Origin of the sequence: Cellulosimicrobium sp. 72-3, from assembly GCF_013127315.1 — a bacterium.
GTDB lineage: Bacteria > Actinomycetota > Actinomycetes > Actinomycetales > Cellulomonadaceae > Cellulosimicrobium > Cellulosimicrobium funkei.
The window spans coordinates 3,530,806-3,552,358 of the sequence record NZ_CP053419.1 but is presented as its reverse complement, the minus strand read 5'-3'; the positions used below and the strand labels follow the sequence as shown (position 1 = coordinate 3,552,358).

Sequence of the window (21,553 nt, the reverse complement as noted above, 5' to 3'; positions counted from 1 at the left end):
TGCCAACCCTACGGGAGCAACCCCAGGAGAGGCCCGGAGAGCCGCCTCTCCCGGGTGTGCGGGTTGTGTAAGCATCCCGGGACGGCGCGCCCGTCCGGCCGCGCCGCGGCCCGCGCCGTCCGACTACGCTCGCCCCATGGCAACCACGTGGGAGTACGCGACCATCCCCCTCATCATCCACAACACGAAGGCCGTCCTCGACCAGTGGGGCTCCGACGGCTGGGAGCTCGTCCAGGTCGTGACCGGCCCGGACGGCAACGGCCTCGTCGCCTACCTCAAGCGCCCCACCGGGGAGAAGTAGTGGCGGGCGTCCCCGCCGGGACGGTCGCCGCGCGCCTCGCGGAGCTCGGGATCACCCTGCCGCGGGTGGCGGCGCCGGTCGCCGCCTACGTCCCCGCGGTGCGCACCGGCCGCTACGTCCACACCTCGGGCCAGCTCCCGTTCGTCGACGGCGCGCTGCTCGCGACGGGCAAGGTGGGCGACGGCGAGGGCCTCGTCGCACCCGCCGACGCCGCGGACCTCGCGCGGGTGTGCGCGCTCAACGCGCTCGCGGCCGTGCACGACGTCGTCGGGAACCTCGACGACGTCGTGCGGGTCGTCAAGGTGGTCGGGTTCGTGGCGAGCGACCCGTCGTTCACGGGCCAGCCCGGCGTCGTGAACGGTGCGAGCACCGTCCTCGGCGAGATCTTCGGTGAGGCGGGGGTGCACGCCCGCAGCGCCGTCGGCGTCGCGGTCCTGCCGCTCGACGCCCCGGTCGAGGTGGAGCTCGTCGTCGAGCTGGCGGAATAGCCTTCACGCCCGCACGAGCACGGGGTCGGCGACCAGATCCGGGAGGATCCGGTCGCCGACCCCGTTCTCGTCGACGTCTCGGCGGTGCAGCCGGTCAGCGCGCGCGGCGCTCCAGGCGGTCCATGTCGAGCAGGACGACGGCCCGGCCCTCGCGGCGGACCCAGCCGCGCGTCGCGAAGTCGGCGAGCGCCTTGTTCACGGTCTCGCGCGACGCGCCGACGAGCTGCGCGAGCTCCTCCTGCGTGAGGTCGTGCGCGACGCGGATGCCCTCGTCCGTCTCCTCGCCGAAGCGGGTCGACAGGTCGAGGAGCGCCTTGGCGACGCGGCCCGGCACGTCGGAGAACACGAGGTCGGCCAGCGTCTCGTTCGTGCGGCGCAGGCGGCGCGCGAGGGCGTTGAGCAGGTGCTTCGCGACGCTCGGGTGCTTCTCGATCCACTCGACGAGCTGATCGTGGCCGAGCTCGTAGATGACGGAGTCGGCGACGGAGCTCGCGGTGGCGGTGCGGGGGCCCGGGTCGAAGAGCGAGAGCTCGCCGAACATCTCGCCGGGGCCGAGGATCGACAGGAGGTTCTCGCGGCCGTCGTTGGAGCGGCGCCCCAGCTTGATCTTGCCGCTCGCGATCACGTAGAGGCGGTCGCCCGGCTCGCCCTCGCGGAAGAGCACGTCCCCGCGCGAGAGCTCGATCTGCTGCATCGACTCGAAGAGGGTGCGCGTCTCGTCCGCGTCCATCGTCGCGAACAGGGGGGCGGAGAGCACAACGTCGTCGTCCACGCGGGGTGTCCTATCGTCTCGTCCTCGGAAATGTTCCAGGACAAGTCTGCCCTACCGCTGCAACTCGGGTGTCGGGGGCGGCGGCTACGGTGGGTCCGTGACCACCACCGAGCAGGCCCGCGCGCAGGCTCCGAAGCCCGAGTCGCACCTCGCGCTCGTGCGGAGGGCGCGCCGCACGAACCGTGAGCTCGCGGTCACCTACCCGGACGCGCACTGCGAGCTCGACTTCACCACGCCGCTCGAGCTGCTGGTCGCGACGGTCCTCTCGGCCCAGACGACGGACAAGCGCGTGAACCTCACGACGCCCGCGCTGTTCGCGCGCTACCCGGACGCCGCGGCGTACGCGTCGGCGGACCGGGCCGAGCTCGAGGAGATCCTGCGGCCCACGGGCTTCTTCCGGGCCAAGGCGCAGTCCGTCATCGGGATCGGCCAGGCGCTCGTCGAACGGTTCGACGGCGAGGTGCCCGCCCGCCTGGAGGACCTCGTCTCTCTGCCGGGCGTGGGCCGCAAGACGGCGAACGTCGTGCTCGGGAACGCGTTCGGCGTGCCGGGGCTGACGGTGGACACGCACTTCGGCCGCCTCGTGCGCCGCCTGGGGTGGACCACGGAGGAGGACCCGGTCAAGGTCGAGCAGGTCGTCGGCGGGCTCATCGAGAAGTCGGAGTGGACGATGCTCTCCCACCGGCTGATCTTCCACGGCCGGCGGGTGTGCTTCGCGCGCAAGCCGGCGTGCGGCGCGTGCACGATCGCGCGGTGGTGCCCGTCGTTCGGCGTCGGCGAGGTCGACCCGGTCAAGGCGGCCGCGCTCGTCAAGACGAGCTGAGGTACCGCCGGGTCACGCGCGCACGATCCCGCGGCCGCTCGGGTCAGCCCGCGGGCCGCTGCGTCGTGGGGAGCCAGTCCAGGAGCAGCTCCGTCACGGTGTCCGGGGCCTCCTCGGGGAGGAAGTGCCCGGCGTCGTCCACGACCTCGAACCGGAAGTCCCGGGCGAGCGCGGCGCCGTCGGCGTCCGCGAGGTCGCGGCGCAGCAGCCCGTCGCGCGCCGCGTGCACCTGGAGGGCGGGGACCTCGACGGGGTGGCGGAGCGCGGCGAGGAAGCGGCGCCCGTCGGGCCGGGGGGTGGAGCGCACGGCCCAGCGCAGCGACTCCATCGCGGTGTGCGCCGCGAACGGGATGCGCATGACGGTGCGGTACGTGTCGACGACGTCGGGCGCGAAGGGCTGCGCGGCGCCCGTCGCGAGCACGTCGGCCACGAGGTCGCCGCGGACGAGCGCGCGCTCGGGCAGCGTGGGCACCTGGTAGAACGCGAGCTGGCGCTGCGCCGCGGGCGTGAGCAGCCGCCGGGCCGACGTGTGCAGGCGTGCGGGGTGCGGGGCGGAGAACGCGGCGACCCCGGCCGTCACGGCGGGCTGGAGCGCGGCCATCGCCCAGGCGAGGCTGCCGCCGGTGCCGTGGCCCACGACGACCGCGCGCCCCGACCCGAGCGAGCGGATCACGCCGGCGATGTCGCGCGTGCGCGTCGGGGCGTCGTAGCCGATCGGCGGCTTGTCGGACGCCCCGACGCCCCGCACGTCCATCGCGGCGACGCGGTAGCCCGCGGCGGCCAGCGGCTCGAGCTGGTGCCGCCACGCCCACCAGAACTGGGGGAACGAGTGGAGCAGCACGACGAGCGGCGGGCCGGGGTCCCGCACGCCGCGGTCCTCGGGACCGGCGAGCGCCACGTGGAAGCGGGCCCCGTTGGCCGGCACGAACTCGTGTCGCCAGGGGCCGTCGAGGAGGGCGGACGTGAAGTCGGAGGGGTCGGGCGTCACCCGGACGAACCTACCGGCGTCCCGGACCCGCTGTCGGCCGACGACCCGGAGCCGGCGCCGGCGGCGTCCGCTCCGGACGTCTCCGCGGCCGCCGCGGGCCGGCGGTCCTTCGGCGGGTCGAACCGGTAGCCGACGTTGCGCACCGTGCCGATGAGCTGCTCGTGCTCCGGCCCGAGCTTGGCGCGCAGACGGCGCACGTGGACGTCGACGGTGCGCGTGCCCCCGTAGTAGTCGTAGCCCCAGACCTCCTGGAGGAGCTGCGCGCGCGTGAACACGCGGCCCGGGTGCTGGACGAGGTACTTGAGGAGCTCGAACTCCTTGTACGTGAGGTCGATCGGACGGCCGCGCAGCCGGGCGGTGTAGCCGCTCGCGTCGATCGCGAGCTCGCCCGCCGCGATCTCCTGCGGTCCGTCCTCGGCCGGTCCCCGCGCGGAGCGCTCGATGACGAGCCGGAGCCGGGCCTCGACCTCGGCCGGTCCGGCGCCCTCCAGCAGGAGGTCGTCGGCACCCCACTCGGCGGTCACCACGGTGAGCCCGCCCTCGGTGAGCACGAGCACGAGCGGGACCGTCAGGCCCGTGGCGTGCAGGAGCCGGCACGTGGTGCGGGCCGCGACGAGGTCGCGGCGCGCGTCCAGCAGCACGACGTCGGAGTCCGGTGCGTCGACCAGCGCCGACGGCTCCATGGGCAGGACCCGGATGCGGTGCGAGAGCAGGCCGAGCGCGGGCAGCACCTCGACGGAACCGCCAGTGGCGGGGGTGAGGATGAGCAGGTCGGCCATCCGGCACCTCCTTCCGGGTCGCGGGGCGCGGGCGGCGCCCCCGGGCGTCGACGCGTGGCGACCGGGCGGGACGGACCTCTACGGGGCACGCCACGTCGTCGGCCACGTCCGCGGTCCGTGGACGGTTACCGTATCGCGTGCCGGCCGCGCGCACGGTGCGTGTCTCACATCGCGCGCGTCCGCCCTCCCCGGCCGGTGACAGCGCTGCCCGGCAGCGACGCCGCGGCCCGCTCGCGAGACCGCCGCCCGGCCGTCGACAGGGAGCCGGTGAGCGGCCCGTGGCGAGTCTCTGCGACACTCTGAGGCGTGCTGCACGACCCGACGCCCTCCCGCGACCCCCGAACGGGGCGCTGACCGCGTGGACCTCTCGACCCGTGCCGTCGTGACGGCATGCCTGGCGGCGGTCGTGGCCGTCGCCGCGTTCTTCGGCCCGCTGCCGCTCACGATCGCGTCGGGCGCGCTGGCGCTGGGCGTCGCGATCGGCTGGCCGCGGCTGCTCGACATCCCCGTCCACGGCGGGACCCGGGTCGTCATCGCGATCGCCGGGCTCGGCGCCGTGGCCGCGACCGCCGCGACGCACGGGGAGCCCGCGCTGCGCCACCTGCCCGTCGTGCTCGCGCTCTCCGTCGTCCTCGCGTTCGTCGCCGAGCTGCTGCGGCGCGACGGCCGTCCGCGCCTGGTCGAGTCGCTCATCGGCACGGTGAGCGGGATCGTCGTGGCGACGTCGAGCGCGGGCTGGATCGCCGCGGGCCGCACCGACGCGGGCGAGTCCCTCGTCGTCACGACGGCGGTCGCGCTCGCCGTGGCGTCCGCGGTGTCCGCGCTGCCGCTCGGCGGCTGGCTCAACGCCGCGCTGACGCTCGGCCTCGCGGTGCTCGCGGGCGGTGCCGTCGGCTACGTCATGCCCGACCTCGAGCTGCTGGGCGGCGTCTGGGCGGGGGTCGTCGCGGGCCTGCTCGTCGCGTCGCTGCACGCGCTCTTCGACCAGCTCCCCGAGCTGCGCGGGCGCCTGGGCGCGTTCTCGGCGACCGCCCTGCCCGTCGCCGTCGGCGGGACCCTGATCTTCGTCGTCGGCCGGGTGATCGTCGGGTGACCCCGTCGCCGCTCGCCGTCGTGCTGCTCGTCGTGACCCTCGTCGCGACGGCCGCGCTCGGCGTGTGGTGGCAGCGCCGCCAGGGCGTCGTGCGGGCCGCGCGCGGGGGAGCGGGCGCCGGGTCGCCCGCGGCCGGCGCCGCCGGGCCCGCGCCCGTGGACTGGGCGGCGCACGGCGTCGCGCTCGCGGAGCGCCGCACGTTCGTCCAGTTCTCCGCCGAGCTCTGCGCGCCGTGCCGCGCCACCGCCCGGGTCCTGCGCGACGTGAGCGCGGCGCACCCGGACGTGACGCATCGTGAGATGGACGTCGACGACCACCTCGACCTGGTGCGAGCATTCGGCATACTGCGCACGCCGACCGTCCTCGTGCTCGACGCGGAGGGCCGGGAGGTCGCCCGCGCGAGCGGGGGCATGAACCGCGCCCAGGCGCTCGCGGCGCTCGCCGTCGCGGACCCGGGCGCGCGGCCCGCGAGCGTGCCAGGCAGCTGACCGCCGTCTCCGACGGCCCGACCGGAGGAGACCCGAGTGAGCGACCAGGCAGGCCCGGAGGCCACCGTCACCGAGCCGGGCGGGGCGCCCGTCGGCATCGACCCGCGCGGGCCGCGCGCGGGGGCGGGCATGACGGCCGTCCTGCTCGCCGTGGTGATCCTGCTCTGGACGTCGCCCGCGGCGCTCGTGCTGCTCGCGGTCGTCGCGGCGAGCTTCCTGCTCGGCACCGTCCGCGGCGCGCAGGGCACGTGGCAGGCGGCCGTCTACCGGCTGGTCCTGCTCCCGCGCATCGGCCCGACGACGGAGCGCGAGGACCCGAGGCCGCCGCGGTTCGCGCAGGCGGTGGGCCTCGTGATCACCGGTGCCGGGGTCGTGCTCGGGCTGCTCGGCGTCGCGGGCGCCGTGCCGGCCGCGGCGGCGCTCGCGCTCGTGGCCGCCGTCCTCAACGCCGCGTTCGGCCTGTGCCTCGGGTGCGAGCTGTACCTGCTGCTGCGCCGGGTCGCGCCGGCCCGCTGACGGCCCGGCGCGCGGCCGCCCCGCAGGCGAGCGCCCGCGGGCGCGGCTGGCTCAGTAGACGAGCGCCTGGGCGCCCTCGCGCAGCGCCTCCTCGACGAACACCGCCGCGCCCGCGATGCGCACGCCGGGCAGGACGTCGTCGGCCGTGATCCCGCGACGCGCCGCGCACTGCGTGCAGACGGTCAGCGTGCCCGCGGCGAGGACCGCGTCGAGCAGGTCGGGCAGCGGCGCCGCGTGCTCGAGCTCGAGCTCCGCCGCGCGGCCCGGCACCCCGAACCACGCCGCCTCGCCCGTGAGCCACACGCTCACCTCGACGCCCGCCGCGACCGCGGCGGCGGCGACGGTGAAGGCCTGGTTCGCGGCCTCGGGCCGGTCGAGCCCGGAGGTCGTCTTGACGACGAGCGAGCGGGAGCGGGGGGCGGCGGCGGGGAGCGTGGAGTCGGTCACGCGGCCGAGCGTAGCCCCGCGGGTGACCACGGCCACGGCGTGCGGGCGCCGTCCGGCCGGTAGGATCGCCCGCATGAGCCCGCACACTCTCGAGCTGATCTTCCTCGGCCTGCTCCTCGCGGCGACGGTGACCATCACGTGGTTCGCCGGGTACGTCGTCTACAAGCTCTTCAAGGGCCAGCGCTGACGTCGCCGCGCGGGGCCCGTCCCCGCGCGGGCGCCGCGCGCCGCCCGACTCCGAGAGGTGGTCGCTGATGCCGTTCGAGTTCCCCGAAGGCCTCGCTCCCGAGGTGTACCCGCTCGCCTGGCTCGTCGGGAGCTGGCGCGGCGAGGGCGTCGTCAAGTACCCGGGCATCGAGGAGACGCCGTTCGTCCACGACGTCGTGTTCGACCACGACGGCGGCCCCTACCTGCGCTACGAGTCGACGCTGCGCGTCCTCGACGCCGCGGTCCCCGAGACGGTGCCCGCGGAGGGCGAGTGGCCGGAGCGTGACGAGGCCACCCTCGACGCCGCGGCCGCCGCGTCGCCCGTCTGGTCCACGGAGACCGGCTACTGGCGCGTGTCGACCGACCGGCCCGAGGGCCTGGAGGACGACCGCCACCCCCTCGAGGTCCTCGTCGCCGACCCGGCGGGTCGCGTGTCGGTGTACCTCGGCGCCGTCGGCAACGGCCGCGTGGACCTGGCGAGCGACCTCATCGCGCGCACGTCCACGGCGTCCGAGGTCACGGCCTCGAAGCGGCTCTACGGGTTCGTCGAGGGCCAGCTCCTGTGGGTGTGGGAATTGGCGGCCTTCGGTCAGCCGTTGCAGTCGTACGCGTCCGCGAAGCTGACCCGGCGCCCGTCGGCCTGACGCAGGCCACCGGGCGGCCCGAGGGCCCGCCCGGTCCGGACGCGTCGACGAAGGAGGACCACCCGTGACCACCGGTTACACCAGCCCGCTCCTGTCCCGCCACGGCGCCGTGCCCGCGACGGGCCCCGACGAGGGCGTCGCCTGGCACTACGGCGACCCGACCGGGGAGCAGCGGGCGCTGCGCACGGGCGGCGCCGTCGTCGACCAGTCGCACCTGGGCGTCGTCACGGTCACGGGCCCGGACCGGCTGAGCTGGCTGCACTCCATCACGTCCCAGGACCTCACGGACCTCGCGCCGCGCACCTCGACGGAGCTGCTCGTGCTCTCGCCGCAGGGCCACGTCGAGCACGCCGCGTCGGTCGTCGACGACGGCACCACGACCTGGCTCGTCACCGAGCGCTCGCACGCGGCCGACCTCGCCGCGTGGCTGGACCGCATGAAGTTCATGCTCCGCGTCGAGATCGCCGACGCCACGGACGAGTGGGCCGCGCTCGGGGAGCCGGTCGACGCCGAGGGCGCCGAGGACGAGCCCGTGACCTGGCGCGACCCGTGGCCGCGCGTCCTCGCGGGCGGCACGCGGTACGGCCCGCCCGAGGACGAGCACCCGGGCCGCGAGCGCCCGTGGCGGCTCGTGCTCGTCCCGCGCGCGGAGCTGGCCGACGCCGTCGCGGCGCGCGAGGCCGCCGGGTGGCGCCTCGTGGGCACGTGGGCGAGCGAGGCGGCGCGCGTCGAGGCCTGGCGCCCGCGTCTCGCGACCGAGGTCGACCACCGGTCGATCCCGCACGAGACCGACTGGCTGCGCACCGCCGTCCACCTGCACAAGGGCTGCTACCGCGGGCAGGAGACCATCGCGCGCGTGCACAACCTCGGGCGTCCGCCGCGGCGCGTCGTCATGCTGCACCTCGACGGCTCGGGCCACCTGCTGCCCGCCCCGGGGGCCGAGGTCACGCTCGACGGCCGCGCCGTCGGGTCCGTCACGTCGGTCGCGCGCCACCACGAGCTCGGGCCGATCGCGCTCGCGGTCCTCAAGCGGAGCGCGCCGGTCGACGCCGAGCTCCTCGTCGACTGCGACGGCGGCGCGATCTCCGCGGCGCAGGAGGTCGTGGTGCCCGGCGAGGGCGTCTCCGTCGACCGTCCGGCCGCGCGCGGTCCCGTCGGGCGCGGCGTCACGCCGCGCGGCGAGGGCGCACCCACGAGCATGCTGTGACGTCGGGGCCGGCGCGCGGGCAGTCCCCGGGGGCGGTCGACGTCGCCCGGACGGCGTGGCGCCGGCTCCTCCTGCGGGCCCGGGTCCGGCAGGGCGCGTCGCGCGTGCGCGTGGCGCTGTGGCCCGTCCTCCAGGCGTCGGCGGCTGCCGGCCTCGCGTTCGGCATCGCCCGGTACGGGCTCGGGCACACGGCCCCCTTCTTCGCGCCGGTCTCCGCGTGGATCTGCCTCGGCTTCAGCCAGGACCGTCAGCTCCGCCGCGTGCTCGAGCTCGCGGTGGGCGTCGCGATCGGCGTCGGCCTCGGGGACCTCGTGGTCCACGCGATCGGGTCGGGCTGGTGGCAGGTCGCCGTCGTCCTCGCGGTCTCGGCCCTCGCCGCACGCTTCATCGACCGGGGCGCGATGCTCACGACGCAGGCGGGCGTGCAGGCCATCGTCATCGTCGGGCTCCCGGCCGCGCAGGCGGGCGGCCCGCTCGGGCGGTGGACGGACGCGCTCGTGGGCGGCGCCGTCGCGCTCGCCGTCGCGGCCCTCACGCCGGGCGACCCCCGACGACGACCCCGCCTGCTCGGGTCTGAGGCGACGTCGGAGCTCGCGGGCGTGCTCGACGTGCTCGCGCGCGGTCTGCGAGCGCGCGACCCCGCGGACCTCGACGCGGCGCTGGTCAAGGGCCGGGCGTCCGAGGGCGCGCTCGAGGAGTGGCAGTCGTCCGCGACCTCCGCGCGCGAGCTCGCGCGCGTGAGCGCCGCCGGGCTGCGGCACCGGGACGAGCTGGGCGGGCTCGAGCGGCAGGCGGTGCTCGTCGACCGCGCGATGCGCAGCGTGCGCGTCCTGGCGCGGCGTGCGCGGCCGGTCGCGAGCGGCCCGGACCACCACGAGCTCGACGCCGTGGCGGACCTCGTCGCCCGGTTCGGCGCCGGGGTGCACGTGCTCGCCGAGGCCGTCGGCGCGGGGCGCGACCCGGCGGTCGCGCGCGAGGTCCTCCTCGAGGTGGCCCGCAGCGCCGACCCCCACGCGCTCGGCGACGGCGACTGGCAGGTCCAGTCGCTCGTGATGCTCGTGCGGTCGCCGATCGTCGACGCCCTGGAGGCGGCGGGCGCGACGCCCGAGCAGGCGCGCGACGCGCTCCCCGAGCTCTGAGAGCGTTCGCACCCGGGACGACCGACCCCTGCACAGCGGTACCGCGGGCCGGTACGGTCGGGGCATGGAGGTCCCTGTCAGCGCGCTGCGCGCCGAGCTCAAGTCGTGGATCGAGCGGGCCAGGGACGGTGAGGAGGTCGTCATCACCGAGCGCGGCGTCCCCGTCGCCCGGCTGACCGGCGTCGCGACCGCGGACCTCGTCACCGAGCTCGTGCGCGACGGCGTCCTGGTGCCCCCGGCGGGGGAGCGCCCCGTGCACGCGGTGCCCGCGCCGGCGCTCGCCGCGGCGACGGACGGGGCACGTCCGGCGGGCCCCGACGGCCCGCGCCCGTCCGACGGCGCCCGGGCCGCCCGCGGCGGCGGGGTCGCGGCGCTCGTGCGCCGGATCCGGCGCTGAGGGGCCCGCGGTGGCCCTCGTCTACTTCGACGCGAGCGCGCTCGTGAAGCTGTGCGTCCCCGAGGCCGGCTCCGCGCTGGCGAGCCGCCTGTGGAACCGTGCGGACGTCGTCGTCACGAGCCGCCTCGCCGACGTCGAGGTCCGCGCCGCGCTCGCCGCGGGGGCCCGCGGCGGGGTCATCGACGGCCCGGCGCACGCCCGCGCGCTCGGCACGTGGGACACGCTGCGACCCGCGCTGCACGTGGTCGAGGTGTCCGGTGCCGTCACCGACCGCGCGTCGCGGCTCGTCGCCGCGGGGTCGCTGCGCAGCAACGACGCGGTGCACGTGGCGAGCGCGCTCGCCGTCGCGCACGACGACACGGTCGTGGCCGCGTGGGACCCGCACGTCGTGACCGCGGCGCGCGCCGCCGGGCTGCGCGTGGTGCCGTGGCCGCTCGCCAGACCGTAGGCTCGTGCCCGTGGGAATCTTCGGGTCGCTGCAGTGGATCGTCTACCTCCTCCTGTCGCTGGTCGTGTTCGGGACGCAGCTCTTCGCGCTCGTCGACGCGATCCGGCGGCCCGCGAGCGCGTTCACGGCCGAGGGCAAGCTGAGCAAGCCGATCTGGCTCGCGATCCTCGGCGTCGCCGCGGCGCTCGGCTTCCTCTCCATCCCGCTCGGCGGCGGGATCAACCTCGGCTTCATCGGGATCATCGCGGTCGTCGCGGCGATCGTGTACCTCGTCGACGTGCGTCCCCGCCTCCAGCCGTACGGGAACGGGCGCGGCAACGGGTCGTCCGGCCGGCCCGGCGGCTGGTGAGCGCCGCGGTGACCGACGACGTCCGCACCGGGGTCGCGCGCGCCGCCGTCCCGCTGGCCGAGGTCGTGCGCGGCGACCTCGTGGAGTCCGTCCACACGGGGCACCTCGTGCTGCTGGAGCCCGACGGCGGCACGCTCCTCGAGCGCGGCGACGCCGGCACGGTCGTCTGGCCGCGCTCGAGCGTCAAGCCGTTCCAGGCCGTCGCGATGCTGCGGCACGGCCTGCGCCTGCCGCCGCGCCTCCTGGCCCTCGCCGCCGCGAGCCACAACGGCGAGCCCGAGCACCTCGCGGGGGTGCGCGAAATCCTCGCGGGCGCCGGGCTCGACGAGTCCGCGCTGCGCAACACCCCGGACCTCCCGCTGCACCCGCCGGCCGCGCTCGCGTGGCAGGAGGCGGGGAACGGCCCGTCGTCGATCACCCAGAACTGCTCGGGCAAGCACGCGGCGATGCTCGCGACGTGCGTCGTCGCGGGCTGGGACCCGCGCACGTACCTGGAGCACGACCACCCGCTGCAGGTCGCGGTGCGCGAGACCGTCGCGGAGGCGACGGGCGTCGCCGTCGAGCACGTGACGGTCGACGGCTGCGGCGCGCCGCTCTTCTCGACGACCGTGCGCGGGCTCGCCCGCGCGTTCGGGCGCCTCGCCGCGGCCCCGCAGCACGACCCGGGTTCGGCCGAGGCCGAGGTCGCGCGCGCCATGGCGGCGTTCCCCGAGATGGTGGGCGGCACGGGACGCGACGCGACCCTCGCGATGCGCGCCGTCCCGGGCCTGGTCGCCAAGGACGGGGCCGACGGGGTGTACGGGGCCGGGCTGCCCGACGGCCGTGCCCTCGCCCTCAAGGTGCTCGACGGCGCGTCCCGGCCCCGCCCGGCGGTGCTCGCCGCTGCGCTGCGCCGTCTCGGCGCGCTCGACGTCGAGGGAACGGACGGGTCGGCGCTCGACGCGCTCGGCGACGTGCCCGTGCTCGGCGCCGGGCAGCCGGTGGGCACCGTGCGCGCGGTGCTCGACGAGCCCGGGACGGACGCGGCGCACGATGCCTCGCAGGACCTCTCGTCCGCCGCCACGCGGCGCGACGACGGGGGACGGCCGTGAGGGCCGTCGTGCAGCGCGTGACGCGCGCGAGCGTGCGCGTCGTGGCCGAGGACGGGACGGCGGAGGTCGTCGGCGCGATCGACCGACCGGGCCTGCTCGCGCTCGTCGGTGTCACGCACGACGACGGCGACGCGCAGGTGGAGACGATCGCGCGCAAGATCGCCGAGCTGCGGATCCTCGCGGGGGAGCGGTCCGTGCTCGACGAGGGCGCGCCCGTGCTCGTCGTCTCCCAGTTCACGCTCTACGCGGACACGCGCAAGGGCCGGCGGCCGTCGTGGAACGGCGCGGCGCCCGGTCCCGTCGCGGAGCCGCTCGTCGACGCGGTCGTCGAGGCGCTGCGCGCCCGCGGGGTCGAGGTGGCGACCGGGCGGTTCGGCGCGCACATGGCGGTCGACCTCGTCAACGACGGCCCGGTCACGCTGATCCTCGAGGCCTGACGCGTCGTCGTACGGGCTGTCCCGTACGGGGCCTGCGTACGGAGGACCGCGTACCCCGTGCGGCGGGCGTGACGCGAAGAGTGTGGGAAGCACGTAGTCCCGCGGGCCCCGCCCACGGCTACGGTCGCTCACGTCAGCCGGTCGCTCAGGCCCCGCAGGAGGCCGCACCGCCGCGCGTCCGCGCGGGTCGGCGACCGACCTCGTCGACGAGAGGTCCTCTCGATGCACCGTCCTCGCCCGTCCGCCCCGCGCCGCGCCCGCGCCACGCGCGCGGCCGCCGGCCTCACCGCCCTCGCGCTCGCCGCGAGCGGGGCCGTCGCCGCCGCGACGACCGCCGCCGCCGCACCGACCGCCCACCTGACCGCCACCACGGCGGCCACCACCCCGACGCCCGACTCCCCGAACGGCGACGGCGCCCTCAACGGGTACCGCAACGTCGGCTACTTCATGTCCTGGGCCCCGGAGAACTACGGCTACACCGTGCGCGACTTCGTCGAGTCGGGCCAGGCCGAGCAGATCACCCACGTGAACTACGCGTTCGGCAACATCCACCCGACCGACCTCACGTGCTTCCTCGCGGACGCCCCGGGCACGCCCGAGCCGGGCGGCAACGACGGGGCCGGCGACGCGCAGGCCGACTTCGTGCGGGCCGTCTCCGCCGAGGACTCGGTGGACGGCGTCGCGGACGCGCCGGGCCAGGCGCTCGCGGGGAACTTCAACCAGCTCCGCAAGCTCAAGGAGGAGCACCCCGACACCAAGGTCCTCATGTCGCTCGGCGGCTGGACCTGGTCCAAGTTCTTCTCGAAGGCCGCGGCGACGCCCGAGAGCCGCGAGAAGTTCGTCGCGTCGTGCATCGACCTCTACATCGACGGCAACCTGCCCGTGATCGACGGCCGCGGCGGCCCCGGCGCGGCCGCGGGCCTGTTCGACGGCATCGACGTCGACTGGGAGTGGCCCGGGGCCCCCGACTGGTCGCAGCACCCCGAGAACCACGTCGACCCGGTCAACGACAAGGCGAACTTCACCGCCCTGCTCGCCGAGTTCCGCAAGCAGCTCGACGAGCGCGGCGCCGCGCAGGGCAAGGACTACCTGCTCTCCGCCTACATCCCGGTGAGCCCCACCGTGGTGAACGCCGGCTGGGACGCCCCTGCGATCTTCGACTACCTCGACTACGGCAACATGCAGGGCTACGACCTGCACGGCGGCTGGTCGCCGAACCTCGCCGGGCACCAGGCGAACCTGCACGACACCTCGCAGCCCGGCACGATCTCGCTCGAGGACGGCATCGACCTCTACCTGTCGCGCGGCGTCGACCCCGCCCAGCTCACGCTCGGCATCCCGGCGTTCGGCCGTGGCTGGTCCGGCGTCGAGGCCGGCGACTCGGACGGCGCCTGGCAGCCCGCCGCGGGCGTCGCCCCCGGCACCTACGAGGCCGGGAACAAGCAGTACTTCGAGCTGCGCGACCACGGGACCGAGTACTTCGACGAGGTCAGCGGGGCCTCGTGGCGCTACGACGGCGACCAGTGGTGGAGCGTCGACACGCCGCGCGCCGTCGCGTACAAGGCGTCGTGGATCACGGAGAAGGGCCTCGGCGGCTCGATGTTCTGGGACCTCGCGGGCGACTACGAGGACGAGCTCGTCGGCACGGCGGCCGACGTCTACCGCGCGGCCCCGGCCGGTCCGGTCGACCCGACCGCGCCCGGCTCGTGCTTCCCGGGCTGGGACCGCAGCACCTCGTACGTCGGGGGGCGCGTCGTCTCGCACGAGGGCGTGAACTACCGCGCCGCGTGGTGGGTCCGCACGAACGTCCCGGGCACGGAGAAGTGGTACCCGGCCTGGCGCGTCGTCGGCACCTGCGCCTGACGACCTGACGGTGCGGTGCGCGGCCTCGGCCGCGCACCGCACCGTCCGTCGCTCAGCGCAGCCAGCCGCGGCGCTTGATGTACGCGAGCGGGATGACGGCGGCGACGAGCGTCACCAGGACCGTGAGCGTGAACCCGTACGGCCGGTCGAGCTCGGGCATGTGCGTGAAGTTCATGCCGTAGAACGACGCGATGAGCGTCGGGGGCAGGAACACCGCGGTGATGATGGTGAAGACCTTGACGATCTGCGCCTGCTTGACGTCGAGCGACGTCATGATCGCCTGCTGCAGGTAGCGCACCTTGTCGTGCTCGAACCCGGCGTGCTGCTTCACGCCGTCGACGTCCGCGACGAGCGTCTCGACGAGCCCCGCGAGCACGGGGTCCGAGTCCGCGATCTCGCTGCGCAGGTGCCGCGCGGCGCGCGCGAGCGAGAGCTGGGACTCCTGGGCGCGCGACACGATCTCCTCGGCGCGGTTCATGCGCGTGATCGTGTCCTGCATGTCGCTCACCCCGATCTCCCGGCCGCGCGAGTCGACGCCGCGCGTGGCCTCGTCGATCTCGTCGGACATGTCCTCGAGCAGGTCGCTCGCGTAGGACACGACGCGGTCGGCCGCCTCGTTGAGCGCGTAGAGCAGCGCGTACGCGACGCCGTACGACGAGCGGATGAGCCACGGCGTGCGGCGCATGCGGGCGATCGCCTTGTCGAAGACGGCGTAGTGCCGCTGCGGCTGGGCCGTCACGACGACGTCGGCGGACAGGGCGAGCACGATGCGCTCGTCCACCACCCGGTCGCCGTCGCGCCGGGTCGCCGTCACCGGCAGGTAGACGTGCGCGTCCGTCTCCCAGACGCGCCCTCCGGCGGCCGCGAAGTCGACGCCGTGCTCGGCCGCGCGGGCCGCGGAGTCGGGGTCGCCGACCGCGACCTGCACCCAGCGCGAGCGCAGGACGCGCGGGTCGAACCGGGGCGAGCCGTCGCCGTGCGCGCGGGCGTGCAGGTCGAGCCCGCCGCGCGCCGGGGCGGGCAGGCGGGTCTCCGTCCCGGGGGCGAGGCCCGGGGTCTCGGGCAGCATCGTCGTCATCACGCACCGCCGGCCGTGAAGTGCGCGGTGAGGAGCGCGGCGCAGATGAACAGGTAGAGCCCCACGGTGAAGGAGATCGACTGCCGTTCGAGGTTCGGCCGGCGCGTGCGGCGCCGCTCCTCGCGCGGGGCGCGCAGGGGCGTCCGGGCGGGGCGGGTCCGCACCGGGGCGGCGGGGGTGGTGGTCGGCGTGGTCGCAGGGGAGCGCTGCGTCATGGTGGTCGTCCTTTCCGGCGGGCGGACGGCACGGGCGCGGCCACGGGCGGGCGGCGCGGGTGCGTCGGCGGGGGAGGTCCGGCGGCGCGCGCGAGGCGCGCGCGGAGCGCACTGGCGACCTCCCCGCGCGGGACGGACGACGGCCGGGGACGCAGGGACCTGCGTCGGCCGGGCTCAGGCGTCGGGTCGCGAGCCACGGGGGGTGAGCGCGCAGTGCACGGATCTATGACTGCTGCCGTCAGGCATGAGGCTCACCTCGCTCTCGTGGCGGCGGCGCCGCGGGCGCCGCACCCGGGTCGGGGCGCACGAGGGTCGTGGCCGCGACGGGGATCGAGGCCAGGCTAGTCCTCCGGGCAGCGGGCAGCAACCGTCGAGGTGCGGGCGTCGGCCCAGGTGGCGGCCGTGTGACGAGCGGGAAACGATGAGGTGATCCCTTGTTTACGGAGGGTTGTTAACATTTCATCCGGTCGACGGGCGACGAAGCCCCCGGACGGAGGGTCCCGACATGTCAGAACAGCAGGACTACATGGTTCCCGAGCCGGTCCGTCGCGCGGACTCGCGGTTCGCGCGACGGCTCGAGCGGCTCTCGTCCCGCGCGCAGGAGGTCGACCGCGCGCTCGCCGCCGTGAGCGAGGGCAAGGGCGGTCTCGTGTGGACCGCCGAGCACGGCATGGGCGCGAGCGCGACGCTCGAGCTCGTGTGCGAGGCCGTCGCGACGCACGAGTTCGCGCAGCCGACCGTCACGCTCCGCTGTCGCCCGCCCGCGGGCGTCCCCGCTCCCGGGTCGGCCGTCGTCTCCGTCGTGTCGCAGGTGTCGCAGCTCGCGGGCGGCGTGGTGCCCGAGCGGCTCACGCGGGTCCTCGAGCCGGTCGACCCGGGCTTCGGCTATCTGCCCGAGGTGGCGGCGGTCGCGCTCGCCGAGCTCCTCGTCGCGACGTTCGACGGCGCGACCGTCGTGCTCGTCGCCGACGACCTGCACCTCCAGGACGAGCTGAGCCGGTCGGTGCTCGCGAGCCTCGTGGCGCAGCGGCACGCGCCCGTCGTCCTGCTGGGGACGGCGCCTGCGGGCGCGCTCGACCCGTCCGCCGGCCCGTTCGAGCTGCGCGCCGTCCCGCCGCTCGCGCCGGCCGACGCGCTCCACCTCCTGCTCGTCGAGCGGCGGCTCGCCGTCGCCCCGCACGTCGCGGCGCGGCTCGCGCACCTCCTCGGCGGCAACCCCGCGGCCATCACGCAGACGGCGGCGCTCCTCACCCCCGAGCAGCTCTCGGGCGGGTCGATCCTGCCCGACCCGCTGCCCGCCGTCCCCGCCGTCCGGTCCCTCTTCGCCGACCGGCTCGCCGCGCTCAGCGAGGCGGAGCGCCAGGCGCTGCTCGTCGCGGCGGTCGCCGTCGTCGACCGCACCGAGCTCGTGCTGTCCGCGACGGGGCTCGCGATGGAGCAGGTCCTCGACGGCCCGCTCGCGGAGCACCTCGTCCTCGCGGGGGGCCGCTTCGCGTTCGTCGACCCGCGCATGCGCTCGCTCGTCCACGCCGACGCGCGCCTCGCCGAGCGCACGGCGGCGCACGTCGCGCTCGCCGAGGCGCACCGGCGGGCGGGGGAGGAGGACGTCGCGGTGTGGCACTCGGCGCTCGCGACCCTCGTGGGCGACCCGGCGCTCGTCCCGGGTCTCCTGCGCATCGCGCGCCGCCACCTCGACCGCGGCGACGTCGTGTGGGCGCACGAGGTCGCGCGCGAGGCGGCGAGCCAGGCGGGCGCCGAGCACCGCGCCGAGGCGTTCGCGATCGCCGGCGTCGCGGCCCTGCGCTCGGGCCACGTGCAGGACGCCGCCGACTGGCTGCGCAAGGCCTCGCGGAGCGGGGACGACGCGCTGCGCGCGTGCACGCTCGGCCCGCTCGTCGCGGCGCTCACGCTCGCCGAGGGCCAGGTGCCCGACGACGTCCTGTCGCCCTACCTGCGCGGGGGTCGGCCGGACGGCCTCCCCCCGGACGCCGTCGCCGGGGTCGTGACGGGCGTGCTCACGGCGGCGCGGCTGCACGCCGAGCGGGGCGACGGCGTGAGCACCTCCCAGCTCCTCGACACCGCGACGTTCCTCGCGTCGTGGTGCGAGGACGACGCGACCCCGGCCCGTCTCGCGCTCGCCCGCTCCTGGGCCGCGGTGTTCGGGGTGGGGGAGCGCGGCGTCGTGCCCGACGTCGACCTGGGCCCGGACCACGAGGCCGCGCTCCAGGTGAGCCGGGCGCTCGGGCTCGCCGCCGACGACCGGCTGGACGACGCCGCGCAGACGCTCGCGAGCGTCGTCGCCTCCCTGGCCCCGGTGCGCGACGGCGGCCGGTGGTTCGACGGCCCGGACGCCGCCCTCACGCCGCTCGCCGAGGCGCACGTCCGGCTCGCGCAGGCGCTCGTGCACCTGTGGCGCGGCACCCTCACGCGAGCCGCGGACGAGCTCGCGGAGGCCGCGTTCCGCCTGCCGCTCGGCCTGCCGTTCGCGGGGATGGGCGTGGCCGCCGCGCGCCGCCTCGACATGATGACCCGGGGCGTCGTCGGGCCCGTCGCGACGGCGCTCGAGGAGACGTGCGCGAGCCCGACGTCGCGGCCCGTGCGCCTCGGCCTGCTCGTGGACCGCGCCATGGGTGCGGCGTTCGCCCACCACGTGACCCAGGCCGCGACGCTGCTCGAGCTCGCCGCGGAGCGCGAGCGTCCCGACAGCGCACGCATGCTGCCGCTGCCCGGGCTGGACGACGTCGAGGCGTGGGTCGTCGCCGGGCGGCACGACGCGGCGCAGCGCGCGCTCGCGCGGCGCCGGGTCGACGCCAAGGAGCTCCCGCCGTCGCTGCGGTCGGCGACGCTCGTGCGGGCCGACGTCTCGCTCGCCGCGCCCGAGGACCTCACCGCGCCGCTCGAGCGGGCCACGCGCGTGAACCGCACGACGGCGTCGCCCTACGAGCACGCGCGGACGGACCTGTGCGCCGCGCGCGCCCTCGTGCGTGCGGGCGAGCTGCAGCGCGCCCACGGCCTGTTCCTGTCCGCGATCGAGTTGTTCGACGACGCGGGCGCGGACGCCTGGACGACGATCGCGCTCGACGAGCACGCCGAGGTGGTCCGCCTCCTCGGCGGCCCGGTGCCCGAGGACCTGACCGCGGCCGTGCCGGGGGTGCCCGGCGTCCTCGGCGGCGGGGCCGTCGTCCCGGGCGGCACGTGGCCCGCGGCCCCGCGGGCCGGGAGCATGCACGCCGCCCTCGGGGTCGCGCGCGCCGGCGTCGAGGCGCAGGCCGCGCTGCGTCCCGCCCCGCCGGACGCGTGCCGGCTCGCGGTGCGCGAGAGCGACGTGACGGACGAGGCGCTCGCCGAGCTGCGGGGACGGTGGGCGGACGAGCTCACGGAGCGCGAGCTCGACGTCGCGCTCCTCGTGGTCCAGGGGGCCTCGAACCGGGAGGCGGCGGACCAGCTCTACCTGTCGGTCCGCACCGTGGAGGTCCACCTCGGGCGCGTGTTCCGCAAGCTCGGGGTGCGCTCGCGCGTCGAGCTCACGGTCCTGGCGCACCGCGTGGGCCGCTGAGACCGCGGCGTTTCCGACGCTCTCGTAGGCATCTGTCCGCTTTTGTCCTACGGGTCTTCCCCTACGCCGACCGCGTGGATGAGCCGGGAACACTGCGGGAAGCGCGGATCACGCGCGGGGTCCGGCGTGGCTACGTTCGGGGTGACCTGAGGGCAGGGCGGCCCCGGAGCACGGAGCCGCCGCAGCCCCCCGCACGAGCACGAGGCAGGACCCATGGACGTGTCCCTCTCCACCCGACCACCGCGCCCGGCCCGGCGGCGCGGCGCGCGCCTCGCGGCGCTCGCGACGGCGGCCGCCCTCGTCGGCGGCCTCCTCGCGGGCGTCGCGCCGGCGCAGGCGGCGCCGACCGCCACGGCGGCGGTCGGCAACCCCGGCGACAGCGACGTCAACGGCTACCGCAACGTCGGCTACTTCACCCAGTGGGGCGTGTACGGCCGCGCCTTCCCGCTCAAGAAGGTGCAGGACTCCGGCGCGGCCGCGGACCTCACCCACATCAACTACTCGTTCGGCAACATCCACCACCAGAACCTCACGTGCTTCATCGCGAACAAGGCGCAGGGCACCGGGCCCAACGGCTCCGACGGCGCGGGCGACGCGTGGGCCGACTTCGGCATGGGCTACACGGCCGCGAACTCCGTCGGCGGCGTCGCCGACGCGTGGGACCAGCCGCTCGCGGGCTCGTTCAACCAGCTCAAGCAGCTCAAGGCGAAGAACCCGCAGCTGCGCGCCCTCATCTCGATCGGCGGCTGGACCTGGTCGAAGAACTTCTCCCGCGCGGCGGCGACGCAGGCGTCCCGCGAGAAGCTCGTGTCGTCGTGCATCGACCTCTATATCAAGGGCAACCTGCCCGTGATCGACGGCCGCGGCGGGCCGGGTGCGGCCGCCGGCGTGTTCGACGGCATCGACATCGACTGGGAGTGGCCGGGCTCGAACAACGGTGAGGTCGGCAACTCGGTCGACCCCGTGAACGACCGCGAGAACTTCCGGCTCCTGCTCGCCGAGTTCCGCAAGCAGCTCGACGCATACGGCGCGCAGACCGGCAAGCACTACCTGCTCTCGGCGTTCCTGCCCGCCAACCCGGCCGACATCGCGGCCGGCGGCTGGAACGACCCGCGCATCTTCCAGTCCCTCGACTACGGCAACGTGCAGGGCTACGACCTCCACGGCGCCTGGGACCCGGCGCTGGCCGGCCACCAGGGCAACCTCTACGACGACCCGGCCGACCCGCGGGCCGCGAGCCGCCAGTTCAGCGCGGACAAGGCCGTCCAGGAGTACCTGCGCGCCGGCGTCGCCCCGAGCCAGCTCGGCCTCGGCCTCGCCATGTACGGCCGCGGCTGGAAGGGCGTCACGTCGTCGCAGCCGTGGTCGGCCGCGAACGGGGCGGCCCCCGGCACGTGGGAGGCGGGCAACGAGGACTACGACAAGCTCCGCACGCGGGGCCAGGACTACTACGACCCGACGACCGTCTCCGCCTGGCGGTACGACGGCGACCAGTGGTGGAGCTACGACAACGCCCGGTCGGTGGCGGCCAAGGCCGAGTACATCGACCGGTTGAACCTGGGAGGCGCCATGTGGTGGGACCTGTCCGGCAACCACGACGGCACGCTGCTCGGCGGCTTCACGGACAAGGTCCGCACGCTGCCGGCCGGTCCCGTCGACGGCACGAGCGGCCCGACGAACCCGCCGACGAACCCGCCCACCAACCCGCCGACGAACCCCCCGACCACCCCGCCGACGGACCCGACGGCCTGCGTGGCCGCGTGGTCGGCCGCGACGGTCTACACGGGCGGGGCGACGGCGTCGTTCGAGGGCAAGAACTACCGCGCGAAGTGGTGGACCCAGGGCGACCGGCCGAGCGCGGGTGGCCCCTGGGAGGCGACGGGCGCGTGCGGCGGGACCACCCCGACGACCCCGCCGACGACGCCGCCCACGAACCCCCCGACCACGCCGCCCACGACGCCGGGCACGTGCACCGCGCCGGCGTGGTCCGCGACGGTGGCCTACACCGGGGGTGCGACGGTCTCCTACCAGGGCCAGTCGTACCGCGCGAAGTGGTGGACGCAGAACAACGTCCCGGGTGCGGAGCAGTACGGCCCGTGGCAGGCCCTCGGCGCGTGCTGACGCCCTGCCGCCCCTCCTGACGGGGGACCACCGGGGCGGCCCGCGGGTACGGGGAATCCCGTACCCGCGGGCCGCCATCGTGTGGTTCTCCCGCATCTCGACCAGC

General features: G+C 76.0%; 23 protein-coding genes. 17 read left to right on the top strand and 6 right to left on the bottom strand.

Going from position 1 to position 21,553, the window contains the following annotated elements; translation table 11 throughout:
* Positions 1–136 precede the first annotated feature (136 nt).
* Both HKK73_RS15855 and HKK73_RS15850 read left to right on the top strand, forming a co-directional pair.
* Entirely contained in the window at positions 137–301 is a 165-nt protein-coding gene (locus tag HKK73_RS15855; RefSeq protein WP_021481786.1) for a hypothetical protein, read from the top strand.
* Positions 301–789 carry a RidA family protein gene (locus HKK73_RS15850; protein WP_114553293.1) on the top strand — a complete coding sequence of 163 codons (489 nt, stop codon included), beginning with the start codon at positions 301–303 and terminating at the stop codon, positions 787–789. Before HKK73_RS15855 ends, HKK73_RS15850 begins: the two co-directional genes overlap by 1 nt.
* 94 nt (positions 790–883) lie before the next feature.
* Here the strand turns inward: HKK73_RS15850 and HKK73_RS15845 are convergent, their stop codons facing one another.
* Complete coding sequence (locus tag HKK73_RS15845) at positions 884–1,561, bottom strand: Crp/Fnr family transcriptional regulator (RefSeq protein WP_021481784.1); 678 nt, start codon at positions 1,559–1,561, stop codon at positions 884–886.
* 97 nt (positions 1,562–1,658) lie between these two features.
* Between HKK73_RS15845 and nth the strand changes: the two genes are divergently transcribed.
* Positions 1,659–2,384: an endonuclease III gene (gene nth, locus HKK73_RS15840; protein ID WP_216608002.1), complete on the top strand. Its 726-nt coding sequence runs from the start codon at positions 1,659–1,661 to the stop codon at positions 2,382–2,384.
* 43 nt (positions 2,385–2,427) lie between these two features.
* Here nth and HKK73_RS15835 read toward each other — a convergent pair whose 3' ends face one another.
* Both HKK73_RS15835 and HKK73_RS15830 read right to left on the bottom strand, forming a co-directional pair.
* A complete protein-coding gene (locus HKK73_RS15835) occupies positions 2,428–3,372 on the bottom strand; it encodes an alpha/beta fold hydrolase (protein ID WP_171468367.1) in 945 nt (314 codons plus the stop codon).
* Positions 3,369–4,151: a response regulator transcription factor gene (locus HKK73_RS15830; protein ID WP_061267987.1), complete on the bottom strand. Its 783-nt coding sequence runs from the start codon at positions 4,149–4,151 to the stop codon at positions 3,369–3,371. Before HKK73_RS15830 ends, HKK73_RS15835 begins: the two co-directional genes overlap by 4 nt.
* Positions 4,152–4,509: 358 nt before the next feature.
* Between HKK73_RS15830 and HKK73_RS15825 the strand changes: the two genes are divergently transcribed.
* From HKK73_RS15825 to HKK73_RS15815, 3 genes are read left to right on the top strand one after another with little or no spacing between them, the layout of a single operon-like run.
* A complete protein-coding gene (locus tag HKK73_RS15825; RefSeq protein WP_043654716.1) occupies positions 4,510–5,244 on the top strand; it encodes a hypothetical protein in 735 nt (244 codons plus the stop codon).
* Complete coding sequence (locus HKK73_RS15820; RefSeq protein ID WP_216608001.1) at positions 5,241–5,732, top strand: thioredoxin family protein; 492 nt, start codon at positions 5,241–5,243, stop codon at positions 5,730–5,732. The genes HKK73_RS15825 and HKK73_RS15820 overlap by 4 nt, the downstream gene beginning before the upstream one ends.
* Positions 5,733–5,768: 36 nt before the next feature.
* Positions 5,769–6,248 (top strand): DUF4395 domain-containing protein, encoded by a 480-nt coding sequence (locus HKK73_RS15815; protein WP_256380358.1) that lies wholly within the window; start codon positions 5,769–5,771, stop codon positions 6,246–6,248.
* A gap of 51 nt (positions 6,249–6,299) precedes the next feature.
* On the opposite strand, the gene HKK73_RS15810 is transcribed toward HKK73_RS15815, so the two are convergent.
* Positions 6,300–6,695 carry a DsrE family protein gene (locus tag HKK73_RS15810; protein WP_076404670.1) on the bottom strand — a complete coding sequence of 132 codons (396 nt, stop codon included), beginning with the start codon at positions 6,693–6,695 and terminating at the stop codon, positions 6,300–6,302.
* A 254-nt stretch (positions 6,696–6,949) separates the two neighbouring features.
* Between HKK73_RS15810 and HKK73_RS15805 the strand changes: the two genes are divergently transcribed.
* The 9 genes from HKK73_RS15805 (at position 6,950) to HKK73_RS15765 (ending at position 14,477) form a co-directional block, all read left to right on the top strand.
* Positions 6,950–7,546 (top strand): FABP family protein, encoded by a 597-nt coding sequence (locus HKK73_RS15805; protein WP_043654723.1) that lies wholly within the window; start codon positions 6,950–6,952, stop codon positions 7,544–7,546.
* Positions 7,547–7,610: 64 nt separating this feature from the next.
* Positions 7,611–8,753 (top strand): folate-binding protein YgfZ, encoded by a 1,143-nt coding sequence (locus HKK73_RS15800; protein WP_233139831.1) that lies wholly within the window; start codon positions 7,611–7,613, stop codon positions 8,751–8,753.
* The gene (locus tag HKK73_RS15795; protein ID WP_171468366.1) at positions 8,750–9,892 is read left to right on the top strand and encodes an aromatic acid exporter family protein; all 1,143 of its coding nucleotides are present in this window, start codon (positions 8,750–8,752) and stop codon (positions 9,890–9,892) included. Before HKK73_RS15800 ends, HKK73_RS15795 begins: the two co-directional genes overlap by 4 nt.
* 64 nt (positions 9,893–9,956) lie before the next feature.
* A complete protein-coding gene (locus HKK73_RS15790; RefSeq protein WP_171468365.1) occupies positions 9,957–10,289 on the top strand; it encodes a type II toxin-antitoxin system prevent-host-death family antitoxin in 333 nt (110 codons plus the stop codon).
* Between the two features lie 10 nt (positions 10,290–10,299).
* A complete protein-coding gene (locus HKK73_RS15785) occupies positions 10,300–10,737 on the top strand; it encodes a type II toxin-antitoxin system VapC family toxin (RefSeq protein ID WP_043660314.1) in 438 nt (145 codons plus the stop codon).
* 10 nt (positions 10,738–10,747) lie between these two features.
* Positions 10,748–11,086: a DUF2516 family protein gene (locus HKK73_RS15780; protein ID WP_308200541.1), complete on the top strand. Its 339-nt coding sequence runs from the start codon at positions 10,748–10,750 to the stop codon at positions 11,084–11,086.
* Between the two features lie 8 nt (positions 11,087–11,094).
* On the top strand, positions 11,095–12,177 hold the full coding sequence (locus HKK73_RS15775; RefSeq protein WP_171468364.1) for an asparaginase: 1,083 nt from the start codon (positions 11,095–11,097) through the stop codon (positions 12,175–12,177).
* Positions 12,174–12,614: a D-aminoacyl-tRNA deacylase gene (gene dtd, locus HKK73_RS15770; RefSeq protein WP_171468363.1), complete on the top strand. Its 441-nt coding sequence runs from the start codon at positions 12,174–12,176 to the stop codon at positions 12,612–12,614. The genes HKK73_RS15775 and dtd overlap by 4 nt, the downstream gene beginning before the upstream one ends.
* A gap of 222 nt (positions 12,615–12,836) precedes the next feature.
* On the top strand, positions 12,837–14,477 hold the full coding sequence (locus HKK73_RS15765; RefSeq protein ID WP_171468362.1) for a glycosyl hydrolase family 18 protein: 1,641 nt from the start codon (positions 12,837–12,839) through the stop codon (positions 14,475–14,477).
* A gap of 52 nt (positions 14,478–14,529) precedes the next feature.
* On the opposite strand, the gene HKK73_RS15760 is transcribed toward HKK73_RS15765, so the two are convergent.
* Positions 14,530–15,555, bottom strand: coding sequence for a CorA family divalent cation transporter (locus HKK73_RS15760; RefSeq protein ID WP_085387324.1), 1,026 nt, complete (start codon positions 15,553–15,555; stop codon positions 14,530–14,532).
* On the bottom strand, positions 15,555–15,770 hold the full coding sequence (locus HKK73_RS15755; protein WP_085387325.1) for a hypothetical protein: 216 nt from the start codon (positions 15,768–15,770) through the stop codon (positions 15,555–15,557). Before HKK73_RS15755 ends, HKK73_RS15760 begins: the two co-directional genes overlap by 1 nt.
* 505 nt (positions 15,771–16,275) lie before the next feature.
* Between HKK73_RS15755 and HKK73_RS15750 the strand changes: the two genes are divergently transcribed.
* Both HKK73_RS15750 and HKK73_RS15745 read left to right on the top strand, forming a co-directional pair.
* Positions 16,276–19,326: a LuxR C-terminal-related transcriptional regulator gene (locus tag HKK73_RS15750; RefSeq protein ID WP_171468361.1), complete on the top strand. Its 3,051-nt coding sequence runs from the start codon at positions 16,276–16,278 to the stop codon at positions 19,324–19,326.
* A 213-nt stretch (positions 19,327–19,539) separates the two neighbouring features.
* Positions 19,540–21,447, top strand: coding sequence for a glycosyl hydrolase family 18 protein (locus HKK73_RS15745; protein ID WP_171468360.1), 1,908 nt, complete (start codon positions 19,540–19,542; stop codon positions 21,445–21,447).
* The last annotated feature ends 106 nt before the right edge of the window (positions 21,448–21,553 follow it).

Excerpts from the sequence above, each read along its gene's own strand:
- HKK73_RS15855 (WP_021481786.1), top strand. The coding sequence starts at position 137 with ATGGCAACCACGTGGGAGTACGCGACCATCCCCCTCATCATCCACAAC.
- HKK73_RS15830 (WP_061267987.1), bottom strand. The coding sequence starts at position 4,151 with ATGGCCGACCTGCTCATCCTCACCCCCGCCACTGGCGGTTCCGTCGAG.
- HKK73_RS15805 (WP_043654723.1), top strand. The coding sequence starts at position 6,950 with ATGCCGTTCGAGTTCCCCGAAGGCCTCGCTCCCGAGGTGTACCCGCTC.
- HKK73_RS15790 (WP_171468365.1), top strand. The coding sequence starts at position 9,957 with ATGGAGGTCCCTGTCAGCGCGCTGCGCGCCGAGCTCAAGTCGTGGATC.
- HKK73_RS15765 (WP_171468362.1), top strand. The coding sequence starts at position 12,837 with ATGCACCGTCCTCGCCCGTCCGCCCCGCGCCGCGCCCGCGCCACGCGC.
- HKK73_RS15760 (WP_085387324.1), bottom strand. The coding sequence starts at position 15,555 with ATGACGACGATGCTGCCCGAGACCCCGGGCCTCGCCCCCGGGACGGAG.
- HKK73_RS15755 (WP_085387325.1), bottom strand. The coding sequence starts at position 15,770 with ATGACGCAGCGCTCCCCTGCGACCACGCCGACCACCACCCCCGCCGCC.
- HKK73_RS15750 (WP_171468361.1), top strand. The coding sequence starts at position 16,276 with ATGTCAGAACAGCAGGACTACATGGTTCCCGAGCCGGTCCGTCGCGCG.
- HKK73_RS15745 (WP_171468360.1), top strand. The coding sequence starts at position 19,540 with ATGGACGTGTCCCTCTCCACCCGACCACCGCGCCCGGCCCGGCGGCGC.